The sequence below is a fragment of the Thioalkalivibrio sp. genome, from assembly GCF_041685615.1.
Taxonomy (GTDB): domain Bacteria; phylum Pseudomonadota; class Gammaproteobacteria; order Ectothiorhodospirales; family Ectothiorhodospiraceae; genus Thioalkalivibrio.
In genome coordinates this window covers 42,996-57,786 of the sequence record NZ_JAWLFK010000004.1, presented here as the reverse complement: position 1 = coordinate 57,786, position 14,791 = coordinate 42,996, and the positions used below count along the sequence as shown (strand labels likewise).

Here is a 14,791-nt window from a genome sequence, read left to right as displayed (position 1 = left end):
GCCTGACATGAATTTCGAGATCCCCGATTTCCTCCCTGCCGTGCCCGAGATGTTCGTGCTCGGGATGGCGTGCCTGATCCTGGTGATCGACGCGTTCCTGCCGGATTCGCGGCGCGATATCACCTACGGCCTGGTGCAGGCGACCCTGGTCGCGGCGGCCGGCCTGACGCTGTGGATGATGGGTCCGGAGACGGTCCTGACCTTCTCCGATACCTTCGTGAAGGACCCGATGGCCGATATCCTGAAGGTGGCGGTGTACGTGACCAGCTTCCTGGTCTTCCTGTATTCCCGGCCGTACCTGATGGAGCGGGGCATCCACAAGGGCGAGTTCTATGTGCTGGGCCTGTTCGCGGTGCTCGGCATGATGATCATGATCTCCGGGCACAATCTGCTGTCCCTGTATCTGGGCCTGGAACTGCTGTCGCTGTCGTCCTACGCGCTGGTCGCGTTCTGGCGCGACAACTCGCGGGCCACCGAGGCCGCCATGAAGTACTTCGTGCTGGGTGCGCTGGCCTCCGGTCTGCTGCTGTACGGCATGTCAATGATCTACGGCATGACCGGTTCGCTGGACATCGCGGTGATCGCGGCCGAACTGGTGGCGGCGGACGAGAGCCTGAACATTCCGCTGGTGTTCGGCCTGGTGTTCCTGGTGGTGGCAATCGCCTTCAAGCTGGGCGCGGTGCCGTTCCACATGTGGGTCCCGGACGTCTATGACGGTGCCCCCACGGCGGTCACGCTGTTCCTCGCCACCGCACCGAAGATCGCGGCCTTCGCCTTCCTGATGCGACTGCTGGTGGAAGGCATGGGGCCGATGCACGCCGACTGGCAGGGCATGATGATCATCCTGGCCGTGCTGTCGCTGGCCGTGGGGAACGTGATCGCGATTGCCCAGACCAGCATCAAGCGCATGCTGGCCTATTCGACCATTGCCCATATCGGTTTCCTGTTCATGGGCATCCTGGCGGGTACCGATAGCGGGTACGCCTCGGCGATGTTCTACGTGATCGTCTACGCGATCACTGCGGCGGGCGGTTTCGGAATGATCGTGTTCCTGTCGCGTGAGGGCTATGAGGCCGACCAGATCGACGACTTCAAGGGGCTGGCAAAGCGCAACCCGTGGTTTGCCTTCATTATGCTGTTACTGCTGTTCTCCATGGCTGGCGTTCCGCCGACGGTCGGCTTCTATGCCAAGCTGGCGGTGATCCAGGCCGCGGTGGGCGTGGACCTCGTGTGGCTGGCGATTGTGGCCGTGATCTTCTCCATCATCGGTGCCTTCTATTACCTGCGCGTGGTCAAGATGATGTTCTTCGACGACCCGCAGGACGGGGCCGCGGAGCCGGTACAGCCGTCCGGCGCGCTGGCCACCGCGCTCAGCATCAACGGGCTGGCGGTTTTGCTGCTGGGAATTTTCCCGGGCCTTCTGCTGTCACTCACTCACTACGCAATCATCGGATAAGTCGTGACACAGTGGATTCCGTTTGAAGCCCTGGTCTGGGGGTTTGTGATCGTCGCGTTCATCAGCGCGAACCTGCCCTGGTTGAGCGAGCGCATCGGTTTGATGGTGTTGCCGGAGAGCGGTATCAAGGGTCCCTGGACCCGGATCGCCGAATGGCTCGTGCTCTACTTCCTGGTGGGTGCCATCGGAAAGGGCCTGGAGTTCCAGGCGACCGGCGGCATCCATGAGCAGGGCTGGGAGTTCTACGTGATCACTCTGTCGGTGTTCGCGATGTTCGCGTTGCCGGGGTTCATCTGGCGCTACGACCTGCGCCCGCATTTGCGTACCGGCGAGCGCCGCACCCGGTAAATAATCGCCGTCATCCCTTGCGGGGTTGGCCAGCGCTTTGGTATAGTTCTGCGTCTCGGATGCGGGGTGGAGCAGTCTGGCAGCTCGTCGGGCTCATAACCCGAAGGTCGCAGGTTCAAATCCTGCCCCCGCTACCAATTGTCAGAGAGGCCCCGTACGGGGCCTTTTTGTTAAGGGAGATCGCCGCTGGCGTATCGCCCTTGGGCCGCGCTCCCGCGCGCCTCGTGGCACCCACGGTGTCGCTGTCATCTTCAGAGGTGTACGAGGGGCGTTCGGCGCCCTTTTTTTGTTTCCGGGTCCCGCAAACGGGACGGAGTTGATCGAGACGCCCTTGTCGCAGAAGGCCGAACAACTGAATACGCTGCTAACCCCAGTGGTCGAGGGGGAGGGCATGGACCTGTGGGGGCTGGAGTACCATGCCGGGTCCAAGCCGCCCGTGGTGCGGGTTTTCATTGATGGCGAGAATGGCGTCACGGTGGAGGACTGCGCGCGCGTCAGCGAACAGGTCGGCGCGGTACTGGAAGTCGAGCAGATCCTGAAGGGCAACTACACCCTGGAAGTATCCAGCCCGGGGGTGGAACGCCCCCTTTTCACCCCCGAGCAGTTCCGTCGCTACATCGGCCACCCGGTGAAGGTGCGCCTGTCGTGGCCGGAGCACGACCGCCGCAATTTCCGCGGCGTGTTGCTGTCGGTGGACGATCCCATGATCGAAGTGGAAGTGGACGGCATGGCCTACGAGCTGCCACTGGCCGCCATCCATAACGCGCGGGTCCTCGAACAGCTGTAAAGGCAGCTGTCTTACAGAGGGTGCTGCTACGCTTTTGTTGAATCGGCAGGTGACTGCCGAGTGCGGAGAGGCAAGACATGAACAAGGAGATCCTGCTGGTCGCCGATGCCGTGGCGAACGAGAAGGGAGTGGAGAAGGACATCATCTTCGACGCCCTGGAATCGGCCCTGGCGATGGCGACTCGCAAGTACCACGGCGGCAAGATGGACGTCCGCGTGAGTATCGACCGCGAGGAAGGCGACTACGAAGCCTTCCGCCGCTGGACCGTGGTGGACGACGAGGATCCGGAGTTCGAATCCCCGGAGTACCAGATCCTGCTGTCCTATGCCCAGCAGAAGAATCCGGACGCCCAGGTGGGCGACGTCATCGAGGAACGGGTCGAGGCCGTGGACTTTGGGCGCATCGCGGCGCAGACCGCGAAGCAGGTCATCGTGCAGAAGGTGCGCGAGGCCGAGCGCGCCAAGGTGGTCGAGGAATACCAGGATCGTGTCGGCACGCTGGTGATGGGGATCGTCAAGCGCACCGACCGCAACGGCACCTACGTGGACCTGGGCAACAATGCCGAGGCACTGATCCCGCGGGAACACATGATTCCGCGGGAGACGGTCCGCACCAACGACCGGCTGCGCGGCTTCCTCAAGGAGATTCGCCCCGAGGCGCGCGGGCCACAGCTGATCCTCAGCCGGACGGCGCCGGAGTTCCTGATCGAACTGTTCAAGCTCGAAGTGCCCGAGGTGGGTCAGAACATCATCGACATCATGGGGGCGGCCCGTGATCCGGGCATGCGTGCCAAGATCGCCGTGCGTTCCAACGATTCGCGCCTCGACCCCGTGGGCGCCTGTGTTGGCATGCGCGGCTCGCGTGTGCAGTCGGTGTCCAACGAACTCGCCGGCGAGCGCATCGACATCATCGTCTGGGATGAAAACCCGGCGCAGTTCGTGATCAACGCAATGTCGCCGGCCGAGGTCCTGTCCATCGTGGTCGACGAGGACAAGCAGTCGATGGACATCGCGGTCGAGGAAGACAAGCTGTCATTGGCCATCGGCCGTGGCGGGCAGAACATCCGTCTGGCCTCCCAGCTGACCGGCTGGGAACTGAACGTGATGACCGAGGAACAGGCGGCCGAGAAGAGCGAGGCCGAGGCACAGCAGCTGGTCACCTTCTTCATGGGGGCCCTGGACGTCGACGAGGAAGTCGCCGGCATTCTGGTCCAGGAAGGCTTTACCACCCTGGACGAGGTGGCCTATGTGGACGAGGCCGAGTTGCTGGCCATCGAGGAGTTCGACGAGGACATGGTCGAGGAGCTGCGCAACCGCGCGAGCGACGCGCTCCTGACCAAGGCCATCGCGGCCGAGGAAGGTCGCGAGGGTTATCAGCCCGCGGAGGATTTGCTCAACATGGACGGCATGACGGCGGCGCTGGCGAACAAGCTGGCGTCACACGGCGTGTGCACCATGGAGGACCTGGCGGAGCAGGCATCCGACGATGTGGTCGAGATGACCGGCCTGGATACGGAAGAGGCGTCGGCGCTGATCATGACGGCGCGCGCCCCGTGGTTCGAGACCGGGGATTAACCCCGGTCGCTGGCATCGCGAACCCGTATCACAGGCTGTCGGCTGGCCTGAAAAGAATCTGGAATGGAGGTAGGCGCCATGGCGCAAATGACAGTGCAGCAATTCGCGGAATCGGTGGGGACACCGGTTGACCGCCTCATGGTTCAGCTCAAGGAGGCGGGCGTCGACGTCGATGGTCCCGAGGCGGCGATTACCGATGCCGAAAAGCGCAAGCTGCTCGATCACCTCCGCCAGTCGCACGGCGAGGGCGGCGAGTCCGGGCGCGTGACCCTGAAGCGTCGGACCCAGGCGCAGACCCTCAAGGTCAGCTCCGGTCAGGGGCGCTCGAAGACGGTCAACGTCGAGGTGCGCAAGAAACGCACCCTGAAGCGCAAGCCGGCCGAGGCCCAGCCCGAGGCGCCGGTGGAAGAGGCACCGGCGGCCGAGGAACAGGCCCCGGCTCCGGAGGCCCCCGAGGAGACCCAAGCGTCCGCCGCCCCGGTGGAAGAGCCCGCGGCCGAGGCGCCGGTGGAGGAGACCCCGGCCGCCGAAGAGACGCCCGCCGCCGAGCCGGAACCCGTTGAAGAGACGCCGGCCGAGCCGGAACCCGAGGTCGCTGAAGAGGCGCCGGCCGAAGAGCCCGCGCCGGAACCGGAGCCCGTTGAAGAGGCGCCGGCCAAGCCGAAGCGTCCGCTGAGCCGGACCGAGCAACTCGCGCTGCAGGTCGAGGCCGAGCGCGAGGCCCAGCGCAAGGCCTCCGAGGTGCGCAAGCAGGAAGCCGCCGAACGCGAGGAACGTCAGAAGCGTCGCCAGAAGGAACTGGAGGCCCAGGAAGCCAAGCGCGAGAAGGAAGAGCAGGCACGCTTGGAGCGCGAAGCCGCGTCGCGGGCGGCCGCCCCGGCGGCGCCGGAAGGCGATGCCAAGTCCGGCAAGGGCGCCCGCAAGGGCGGTCGCAAGGACGATCGCAAGGAACTGCACGTGGCCGGCGATCGTCGCGGTCGCCGCAAGAAGGGCGAGAGCCGCAAGGCTCAGTCCGCCGCCGCTCAGGCGGTGACCAGCAAGCACGGCTTTGCCAAGCCGACCGCTCCGGTGGTGCGCGAAGTCGAAGTGCCGGAGACCATCACCGTGGCCGATCTGGCCCAGGCGATGGCGATCAAGGCGCCGCAACTGATCAAGGCGCTGATGGGCATGGGCGTGATGGCGACCATCAATCAGTCCATCGATCAGGACACCGCGATGCTGGTGGTCGAGGAGATGGGTCACAAGCCGATTGCTGCGAAGGAGACGTCGGTGGAAGACGAGATCGATACCGGTCTCGAGCAGAACGCCGAGGCCAAGCCGCGTCCCCCGGTGGTCACGGTCATGGGACACGTCGACCACGGCAAGACCTCGCTGCTGGACTACATCCGCAAGGAGAAGGTCGCCTCTGGCGAGGCCGGCGGGATTACCCAGCACATCGGCGCCTACCACGTGAAGAACAACCACGACGGCGTGACCTTCCTGGATACGCCCGGCCATGCCGCGTTCACCGCGATGCGGGCCCGGGGCGCGCAGTCCACCGACATCGTGATCCTGGTGGTGGCCGCGGATGATGGCGTGATGCCGCAGACCATAGAGGCGATCCAGCATGCGAAGGCGGCGGGTGTGCCCGTTGTGGTCGCGGTAAACAAGGTCGACAAGCCAGAAGCCGAACCGGACCGGGTCATGAACGAACTGGCCCAGCACGAAGTGATCCCGGAGGCCTGGGGCGGCGATACCCAGTTCATCCATGTCTCTGCCCATACCGGGCAGGGGATCGACGAACTCCTGGAGGCCCTGGGCCTGCAGGCCGAGGTGATGGAGCTGAAGGCCCCGGACGAAGGTCCAGCCCGTGGCGTGGTGATCGAATCGCGCCTGGAGAAGGGCCGTGGCCCGGTTGCGACTATCCTGGTGCAGTCCGGCAAGCTCAAGCACGGCGACATCCTGCTTTCGGGCAAGGAATACGGTCGCGTGCGGGCGATGTTCGATGATACCGGTACGGCGGTGAAAGAAGTCGGCCCGTCGATGCCGGTGGAGGTCCTCGGGCTCTCCGGCGTGCCCGAGGCGGGCGACGAGGTCCTCGTGGTCGCGGACGACAAGACCGCCCGCGAGGTGGCCGAGCACCGCGACACCAAGCAGCGCGAGCGCAAGCTGGCCGCGCAGCAGGCAGCCAAGCTGGAGAACATTTTCAACCAGATGCAGGAAGGCGAGATCGCCACTGTGAACATCCTCATCAAGGCGGATGTCCAGGGGTCGGCCGAGGCGCTGCGCGAGTCGCTGGTCAAGCTGTCGACCGACGAGGTCCGGGTGAAGGTGGTGTCCGCCGGTGTGGGCGGGATCTCCGAGTCGGACATGAACCTGGCGATGGCCTCCGAGGCGATCGTGATCGCGTTCAACGTGCGTGCCGATGCCGGGGCCAAGCGCCTGGCGGCCGAGAACGACATCGACGTGCGCTATTACTCGGTCATCTACGAGGCCATCGACGACGTGAAACAGGCGCTGTCCGGCCTGCTGTCGGCGGAGATCCGCGAAGAGGTCATCGGTCTGGCCGAGGTGCGCGACGTGTTCAAGGCCTCGGGCTTTGGCCAGGTCGCGGGCTGCCTGGTGGTCGAGGGCTCGGTCAAGCGTGGCAACCCGATTCGCGTGCTGCGAGACAACGTCGTGATCTACGAGGGCGAGCTGGAGAGCCTGCGTCGCTTCAAGGAGGACGTGAGCGAGGTCAAGGCGGGTACCGAGTGCGGTATCGCGGTGAAGAACTACAACGACGTGAAGGCGGGTGATCAGATCGAGGTCTTCCAGCGCGTCGAGGTGGCCCGGACGCTCTGATGCCCGGAAACCGCGATTTCCATCGGTCGGACCGTGTCGGCGAGCAGATCCAGCGCGAGCTGGCCGAGCTGATCCGCATGGAGGTCAAGGATCCGCGCGTCGGCATGATTACCCTGGCCGGGGTCGAGGTCTCGCGCGATCTCGCCCATGCCCGGGTGTTCTTCACCCAGCTGGGGGGGGCCGAAAAGGGCCAGGAAGCGCAGAAAGGGCTGAACAATGCGGCCGGCTTCCTGCGCCGGGCACTGGGCCAGCGTATGCGGCTGCGCTCGGTGCCGCAGCTGCGCTTTGTCTACGACGACACCCCGGAGCGCGGTGCCCATCTGTCTTCGCTGATCGACCAGGCGCTGGCAGAGGACCGGGCGCATCATGCCGACGACGCGGAATCGCGGACGGACGATGCTCCGGATGAAGACGGGGATGACGGACGCGGGCCCGGCGAAGGACCGGAACGCGGGGCCTGAGCCCGCGCGTATCCGGCCGGACGGTTCTTCCATGGCGGGCAAGCGGCGCGAGGTCGACGGCATCCTGTTGCTGGACAAGCCGCGCGGGCGCAGTTCCAACCAGGCGCTTGGCCGGGTCAAGTATCTGTTGCAGGCGAAGAAGGCCGGTCATACCGGGGCGCTGGATCCGCGGGCGACCGGCCTGCTGCCGTTGTGCTTCGGGCAGGCCACCAAGGTCTCCGGCTGGCTGCTGGATGCGGACAAGCGCTACATCGCCGAGGCGCGCCTGGGTGTGGAGACCGACAGTGCGGATCTCGATGGCGCGGTGATCCGCGAGGCGGTTGTCCCGGAAATCGCGCCGGCGACGTTGCGCGAACTGGAGCAGCGCTTCAGTGGCGAACAGGCGCAGGTGCCGCCCATGGTCTCGGCACTGAAGCACCAGGGCCGGCGGCTGTACGAACTCGCCCGTCAGGGCATGGAGGTTGACCGGCCCCCGCGCGTCGTGCGGATCCATTCCCTCCGCATCGAGCAGACGGCCCCGGATCGCCTGCGTCTTGACGTGCATTGCTCCAAGGGGACCTATATCCGTTCGCTGGTGGCCGATATCGGCCACGCACTGGGTTGTGGCGCGGCGGTGGATACCCTGCACCGAGTGGGGCATGGTCACTTCGATGCGTCCGCGATGGTGTCGCTGGAGGCCATCGAGGCCGCCTTCGAGGCAGGTGGGGCGCCCGCCATCGAGGCCCTGCTGCATCCCGCGGAGACGGCACTGGCGCACTGGCCGGCCGTGACGCTGGATGCGGCCGCCGGCGCTGCCATGCGTCATGGCAATCCGGCCGGCGCCGAGGCGGTACTGGAACAGTCCCCGGGTGCGCCCGATGCCCCGCTGGAGCCGGAAACCGGCTGGCCGCTGGTGCGGATATGTGATGCCGACCGTCGCTTCCTGGCGGTGGGCGTGCGCGACGATCAGGGGCAGGTTCGGGCGCGGCGTCTGTTCGTGCCGCCGGTCTGAGTGCGCCCGGTTGTTTTCTGTTCATGGCCGCGCGCGTCGTGCTACCATTGCGCGCCTATCGCCAGCGCCACTGGTCGATTAACGGTCTAGAAATCTCAGGAGTCAGGTTTTCATGTCGCTCACTACCGAAGAAAAATCGGCCATCGTCGAGAAGCACAAGCGCGATGCCAACGACACCGGTTCGCCCGAGGTCCAGGTTGCGCTGCTGACGGCCCGCATCCAGCATCTGATGGGGCATTTCGACAAGCACAAGCAGGATCATCACTCGCGCCGCGGGCTGCTGAAGATGGTCAGCCAGCGTCGCAAGCTGCTGACCTACCTCAAGCGCCACGACCAGGACCGCTATCAGGCCCTGGTTCAGGAGCTTGGGCTGCGCCGCTAAGGCCGGCACAACGGGCCCGCGCCACCGGTGCGGGCCCGTTCGCTTTCGGGGCCGCGCAAACGTCCCGCGAAGGCTAGAATTCAGGCATCAATGTCGCATGAACACGGGAAACGGGAAATAACGTGGCATACAAGAAGTCATTCCAGTACGGAAACCATACCGTCACCTTCGAGACCGGTGACATCGCACGCCAGGCCAGTGGCGCCGTCCTCGTCAACATGGCCGAGACCGTGGTTCTGGTCACCGTGGTCGCCCGCAAGGACGCCGATCCCGGGCGCGACTTCTTCCCCCTGACCGTGAACTATCAGGAACGCACCTATGCGGCCGGCAAGATCCCCGGCGGGTTCTTCAAGCGCGAGGGACGTCCGAGCGAGAAGGAGACCCTGACCTGCCGTCTGATTGATCGCCCGATCCGTCCGCTGTTCCCCGAGGGCTTCAAGAACGAGACCCAGGTGGTTGCGACCGTGATGTCGATCAACCCCGAAGTGGACCCCGACATCCCCGCGATGCTCGGTACCTCCGCAGCGCTGGCGCTTTCCGGCGTGCCGTTTGCCGGCCCGATCGGTGCCGCGCGCGTCGGTTACCGCGCCGGCGAGTACCTGCTGAACCCGACCTACAGCGCCCTGGAGGAATCCGACCTGGACTTGGTCGTGGCGGGTACCGAGAACGCCGTGCTGATGGTGGAATCCGAGGCCAATCAGCTGTCCGAAGAGGCGATGCTGGGCGCGGTGATGTTCGGTCACGAGCAGATGCAGGCTGCCATCCAGGCGATCCGGGAGCTGGCCGCCGAGGCCGGCAAGCCCGCCTGGGACTGGCAGCCGCAGGCATCCATCGAGTCGCTGGAGGATTCGATCAAGGGCGTGATCGGCAGCGAGCTCGTCGAGGCGTACCAGATCGCCGAGAAGCAGGCACGCACCCAGCGCATCGGGGAGCTGCGGGCCAAGGCCGTGGAGGCCCTGGCCAGCGAGGACGAGTCCGGCCCCAGCGCGGATGACGTGAAGACGGCCTTCCATGACCTCGAGTACCGCCTGGTGCGGGATCGCATCCTTGACGGCAACCCGCGCATCGACGGCCGCGACACGAAGACGGTCCGGCCAATCACGGTGGATACCAGTGTCCTGCCGCGCGCGCACGGTTCCGCGGTGTTCACCCGCGGCGAGACGCAGGCGATGGTGGTTGCAACCCTTGGGACGGACCGCGACGCGCAGGTGATCGACGCACTGGAAGGCGAGCGCCGCGACCGCTTCATGCTGCATTACAACTTCCCGCCCTACTGCACCGGCGAGACTGGTTTCGTCGGCACGCCCAAGCGCCGTGAAATCGGCCACGGGCGACTGGCCAAGCGCGGTGTGCAGGCGGTGGTGCCAAGCGAGACCGATTTCCCCTACGTAGTCCGCGTGGTCTCCGAGATCACGGAATCCAACGGGTCCAGCTCGATGGCCTCTGTCTGTGGCACTTCGCTGGCGCTGATGGATGCCGGGGTCCCGCTGAAGTCTCCCGTCGCGGGGATCGCGATGGGGCTGATCAAGGAAGGCGAACGCTTCGCGGTGCTATCCGACATCCTGGGCGACGAGGACCATCTGGGCGACATGGACTTCAAGGTCGCGGGGACCTCGGACGGCGTCACCGCCCTGCAGATGGACATCAAGATCGACGGCATCACCCGCGAGATCATGGAGCAGGCACTGGCGCAGGCGCGCGACGGCCGCATGCATATTCTCGGCTGCATGAACGAGGCGCTGCCGCGGCACCGTGAAGAGATGTCGTCCCATGCGCCGCGTTTCATCACCATGAAGATCAACCCGGACAAGATCCGCGACGTGATCGGCAAGGGCGGGGCGACCATCCGTGCCCTGACCGAGGAGACCGGCGCAAGCATCGACATCCAGGACGACGGTACGGTGAAGGTGGCCTCCACCGACCAGGCCGCCGGGCTCGAGGCCAAGCGGCGCATCGAGGAGTTGACCGCGGATATCGAGGTGGGTCGCCAGTACACCGGGAAGGTGGCCAAGATCATGGATTTCGGCGCGTTCGTGTCGATCCTGCCGGGCCGTGACGGCCTTGTGCATATCTCGCAGATCTCCGACGAACGAGTCGAGAACGTAGGCGATTTCCTGTCCGAGGGTGATTCCGTGACGGTTCGCGTGCTGGAGGTGGATAAGCAGGGTCGCATCCGCCTGAGCATGAAGGCGGTCGAACCCGAATCCTGATCGGACACCGTTCGTTCAGGGGCACCGGATTCCGGTACCTGACCATTCAGATTCGGGACGTTTCGGCATGGACCTCGTCAGTATTCGCAAGAGTTATCGCCGGTATGCCCGCCATTACGACGCGACGTTCGGGCGGGTGTTCGCCACGGGGCGTGCGAGTGCGCAGGAAACCCTGGCACCTCTTTCCGGCAAGAGAATCCTGGAGGTTGGCGTGGGTACCGGTATCTCGCTGCCGGACTACCCGGACGACTGCGAGGTTGTGGGCATCGACGTCTCCCGGGAGATGCTGGAGGTCGCGCGCGACCGCCTGAACGGTGGCCTGCCCGCCGTATCGGGGCTGTGCGAGATGGACGCGGAGCAACTCGGCTTCGCCGACAACAGCTTCGACGCGGTGGTGGCAATGTACGTGGCGACCGTCGTACCCGATCCCGAGGCGCTGTTCGCCGAGATGTGGCGGGTCTGCCGCCCGGGCGGGCGCCTGCTGGTGGTCAATCACTTCGCCTCGCAGCAGTGGCTGCTCCGGGGCTTCGAGCGATGCCTGCGGCCGCTGTCGAAGGCCGTGGGCTTTCGCCCGGACATGGAGTACGAGGACTTCGTGCGCGTGACCGGGCAGGAACCCTGCATGGTCGCCCCGGCCAGCCTGTTCGGTTACTGGAAGCAGGTCGAGTTCCGCAAGCCCGCCTGAACAGCCGTCCTTCCGGGTGGGGCTTCGCTACGAGCACCACCATCGCGAGACTCCGGCCAGGGGCCGCGGCACAAAAGCGCGCAGCGCGTTGAACGGCCGCAGGCCGGTCCGAAGGACGAGCGCAGCGAGTAATCTCCGGACGAAACCCCGTGTTCGCCCCGGCCCGCGCCCGGGGCCGCCCATGAACGTCGCCACGTCGCAGCGCTCCTCGCGATCGCGGTGCTTGTGACAACGCCACGTTTTGTCAACGCCGCGTGAACAGCGGCAGTTCGTGGCGCCGCGCATTGGCCGCGATGAAGCGGCCCCTGCTGTCCTCCTCCTGGTCCAGGGCCGCCTGTTCGGTCGAGGCCTCGCCGATGATCGTTGCGAAGAAGACCTCGAGTTCGCGGCCGTCCACCCGCAACGCACCAAAGGCGGAACCATCCGCCGCCGGGTGCCAGAAGAGTCGCGGTTGCCAGTTGCAGCCCTGGATCTTCGGGTGGTGGAACAGCTCGATCAGCCGTTGTTCGAGTATGTCGGACATGGGAACCTCGGTTGGGACGTGGCGGACGAAGACCTGAGCGGGACGCTGATCCGTGTTTCCATGGCGGTTGCGCCTGCTGTTACGAAAAGGCGTTACTGTAGAGGAACCCCGCCCACTGCGTCAGAGGACCCCGACGAATGGCCATCGACTGGAAGCGCTACGACCCCGCCCCGTTCTATGACGAACTGATCGAAAAGCCGGGCAAGCCCCGTGGGCCGGGCAAGGCGCTGGCCGAATACCTCGCCTCGCTGGACGAGGGCGAGATTCACAGCCGCAAGCAGTCGGCGGACAACGCGATCCTTGAGATGGGCATTAGCTTCACGGTCTACACCGAGGGCGAGAACATCGATCGCGCCTGGCCGTTCGACATCATCCCCCGGGTCATCGCGCGCAAGGAGTGGGATCAGGTCTCGGCCGGCCTGGAACAGCGGCTGAATGCGCTGAACCTGTTCATTGACGACATCTACAACGAGCAGCGGATCTTTCAGGACAAGGTGATCCCGCGCTATGTACTGAACCAGTCGAAGAACTTCCGCGAGCAATGCATCGGGATCAAGCCGCCGCAGGGCGTGTGGGCGCATATCTGCGGCACCGACCTGGTGCGCGACGGGTCGGGGCAATTCTATGTCCTGGAGGACAACCTGCGGGTGCCCTCCGGGGTCTCCTACATGCTGGAAAACCGCCAGGTCACCAAGCGCGTGTTCCCGGAGATGTTCGAGAGCTCCAGCATCCTGCCGGTGGACGAATACCCCACCCAGCTGTTCGACATGCTGGCGTCCATCTCGCCGCGGCCGCAGGATTACCCGGAGATCGCGGTGCTGACACCCGGCATCTACAACTCCGCGTATTTCGAGCACTCCTTCCTCGCCCAGCGCATGGGTGCCGAGCTCGTGGAGGGCGCGGACCTGGTGGTCGGGGACGACGACTGCGTCTATATGCGCACCATCGACGGGCTGGAGCGCGTCGACGTGATCTACCGTCGCATCGATGACGAGTTCCTCGATCCGGAGGTCTTCAACCCCGACTCCATGCTGGGCGTGCCCGGCCTGATGCGGGCCTGGCGCCAGGGCAACGTCGGGCTGGCCAACGCCCCCGGCGCCGGCGTGGCGGACGACAAGGTGATGTATGCCTACGTGCCGGACATCATCCGCTACTACCTGGACCAGGAACCGATCATCCCCAACGTGCCGACCTATCTGTGCGTGAACGAGAAGGACCGCGCCTATGTGCTGGACCATCTCGACGAGCTGGTGGTGAAGCCGGCCAACGAGTCCGGCGGCTACGGGATGCTGGTCGGCCCGCACGCCACCAAGAAGCAGCGGGCGGAGTTTGCCCAGCTGATCAAGAAGGACCCGCGCAACTACATTGCTCAGCCGACGCTGGATCTTTCCGTGGCACCGACCCTGTGCGGCGACGAGATCGAGCCGCGCCACCTGGACCTGCGCCCGTTCATCCTGCAAGGCGTACGCACCGACGTGACCGCCGGCGGATTGACGCGCGTGGCCATGCGCAAGGGTTCACTGGTGGTGAACTCCTCGCAGGGCGGGGGCAGCAAGGACACCTGGATCGTGGACGAGGAGAACTGAGATGCTCTCGAGAGTCGCCGAACGCGTCTACTGGATGGCGCGCTATGTCGAGCGCGCCGAGAATACGGCACGCATGGTCACGGCCTTCAATCTGTTGTCGCTGGACATGCCGAAATCGGTGCAGGTGTCGTGGAAGGGCCTGGTGGAGGTCACCGGCAACGAGGGCCTGTTCGACAATCACTATCAGCGGGACGATGAGCGCAATTGTGTGAAATTCCTGCTGGCGGATGCCGACAACCCGAGTTCGGTGCTCAACTCCCTGCAGGCGGCGCGCGAGAATGTGCGTACCACCCGCGACCTGGTTCCCTCCGAGGCGTGGGAGGTGATGAACGAGCTGTATCTGTTCGCCCGTGACCATATCGACCAGGGCATCGGCAAGCGCGGCCGTTTCGAGTTTCTCTCCGAGGTGGTTCAGCGCTGCCAGACCCTGACGGGGCTGCTGGCCGGCACCATGAGTCATGATGCGGCCTATGACTTCATCCGCCTGGGTCGCAATCTGGAGCGAGCCGACATGTCCACCCGGCATGTCGACGTGGGCGCACTCAAACTCCTGAAAAAGGACGGCGAGGACCCCGACCCCTACGAAGGACTGCTATGGACCAGCATCCTGCGCTCCGGGAGTGGTTTCCAGATGTACCGCCAGCATGTGAAGAGGCGGATCAACGGTGTGGACGTGGTGCGGTTCCTGCTGCAGGACACCGCCTTCCCGCGTTCGGTGACCCACACCCTGACTCAGGTGCAGGATGCGCTGGAGAAGTTGCCACGCAACGAACTGCCGCTGCGTCTGGTCATCCAGGCGCGCCGCCACGCCTCCAGTGCGCATGTGGAGGAACTGATCGCGGAAGACGGCCTGCATGCCTTCATGGATGTGCTGCAGCGGGATATCGGGGATATCCACGGTGCGAACGTGGAGACCTGGTTCCGGATCGCGCCGGTGCAAACCCAGACTCAGGCGGCATAGGGAG

General features: G+C 65.2%; 13 protein-coding genes and 1 tRNA gene. 13 read left to right on the top strand and 1 reads right to left on the bottom strand.

What is annotated here, in order from left to right:
• The first annotated feature begins 7 nt into the window (after window positions 1–7).
• The 11 genes from nuoN to ACESLR_RS01465 all read left to right on the top strand — a co-directional run bounded on the left by nuoN (window position 8) and on the right by ACESLR_RS01465 (window position 11,717).
• On the top strand, window positions 8–1,456 hold the full coding sequence (nuoN, locus tag ACESLR_RS01515) for an NADH-quinone oxidoreductase subunit NuoN (protein WP_373024032.1): 1,449 nt from the start codon (window positions 8–10) through the stop codon (window positions 1,454–1,456).
• A 3-nt stretch (window positions 1,457–1,459) separates the two neighbouring features.
• On the top strand, window positions 1,460–1,804 hold the full coding sequence (locus ACESLR_RS01510) for a DUF2818 family protein (RefSeq protein WP_373024033.1): 345 nt from the start codon (window positions 1,460–1,462) through the stop codon (window positions 1,802–1,804).
• A 60-nt stretch (window positions 1,805–1,864) separates the two neighbouring features.
• A tRNA-Met gene (locus ACESLR_RS01505) sits at window positions 1,865–1,941 on the top strand.
• 179 nt (window positions 1,942–2,120) lie between these two features.
• Window positions 2,121–2,591 carry a ribosome maturation factor RimP gene (rimP, locus tag ACESLR_RS01500; protein ID WP_373024034.1) on the top strand — a complete coding sequence of 157 codons (471 nt, stop codon included), beginning with the start codon at window positions 2,121–2,123 and terminating at the stop codon, window positions 2,589–2,591.
• Window positions 2,592–2,668: 77 nt separating this feature from the next.
• Window positions 2,669–4,165 carry a transcription termination factor NusA gene (nusA, locus tag ACESLR_RS01495; RefSeq protein WP_373024035.1) on the top strand — a complete coding sequence of 499 codons (1,497 nt, stop codon included), beginning with the start codon at window positions 2,669–2,671 and terminating at the stop codon, window positions 4,163–4,165.
• A 63-nt stretch (window positions 4,166–4,228) separates the two neighbouring features.
• Window positions 4,229–6,988 (top strand): translation initiation factor IF-2, encoded by a 2,760-nt coding sequence (gene infB / locus ACESLR_RS01490; RefSeq protein ID WP_373024036.1) that lies wholly within the window; start codon window positions 4,229–4,231, stop codon window positions 6,986–6,988.
• The gene (gene rbfA / locus ACESLR_RS01485; protein WP_373024037.1) at window positions 6,988–7,449 is read left to right on the top strand and encodes a 30S ribosome-binding factor RbfA; all 462 of its coding nucleotides are present in this window, start codon (window positions 6,988–6,990) and stop codon (window positions 7,447–7,449) included. Before infB ends, rbfA begins: the two co-directional genes overlap by 1 nt.
• A gap of 31 nt (window positions 7,450–7,480) precedes the next feature.
• Window positions 7,481–8,440, top strand: coding sequence for a tRNA pseudouridine(55) synthase TruB (gene truB, locus ACESLR_RS01480; RefSeq protein ID WP_373024038.1), 960 nt, complete (start codon window positions 7,481–7,483; stop codon window positions 8,438–8,440).
• A 112-nt stretch (window positions 8,441–8,552) separates the two neighbouring features.
• Window positions 8,553–8,822 carry a 30S ribosomal protein S15 gene (gene rpsO / locus ACESLR_RS01475; protein WP_018867806.1) on the top strand — a complete coding sequence of 90 codons (270 nt, stop codon included), beginning with the start codon at window positions 8,553–8,555 and terminating at the stop codon, window positions 8,820–8,822.
• A 122-nt stretch (window positions 8,823–8,944) separates the two neighbouring features.
• Window positions 8,945–11,032, top strand: a complete 2,088-nt coding sequence (gene pnp, locus ACESLR_RS01470) for a polyribonucleotide nucleotidyltransferase (RefSeq protein WP_373024040.1) — start codon at window positions 8,945–8,947, stop codon at window positions 11,030–11,032.
• A 67-nt stretch (window positions 11,033–11,099) separates the two neighbouring features.
• On the top strand, window positions 11,100–11,717 hold the full coding sequence (locus ACESLR_RS01465) for a class I SAM-dependent methyltransferase (protein ID WP_373024041.1): 618 nt from the start codon (window positions 11,100–11,102) through the stop codon (window positions 11,715–11,717).
• A gap of 244 nt (window positions 11,718–11,961) precedes the next feature.
• On the opposite strand, the gene ACESLR_RS01460 is transcribed toward ACESLR_RS01465, so the two are convergent.
• A complete protein-coding gene (locus tag ACESLR_RS01460; protein WP_373024042.1) occupies window positions 11,962–12,240 on the bottom strand; it encodes a hypothetical protein in 279 nt (92 codons plus the stop codon).
• A gap of 137 nt (window positions 12,241–12,377) precedes the next feature.
• On the opposite strand from ACESLR_RS01460, the gene ACESLR_RS01455 reads away from it, so the two are divergent.
• Window positions 12,378–13,826 (top strand): circularly permuted type 2 ATP-grasp protein, encoded by a 1,449-nt coding sequence (locus ACESLR_RS01455; protein WP_373024043.1) that lies wholly within the window; start codon window positions 12,378–12,380, stop codon window positions 13,824–13,826.
• A 1-nt stretch (window position 13,827) separates the two neighbouring features.
• Window positions 13,828–14,787, top strand: coding sequence for an alpha-E domain-containing protein (locus ACESLR_RS01450; protein WP_373024044.1), 960 nt, complete (start codon window positions 13,828–13,830; stop codon window positions 14,785–14,787).
• Window positions 14,788–14,791 lie beyond the last annotated feature (4 nt).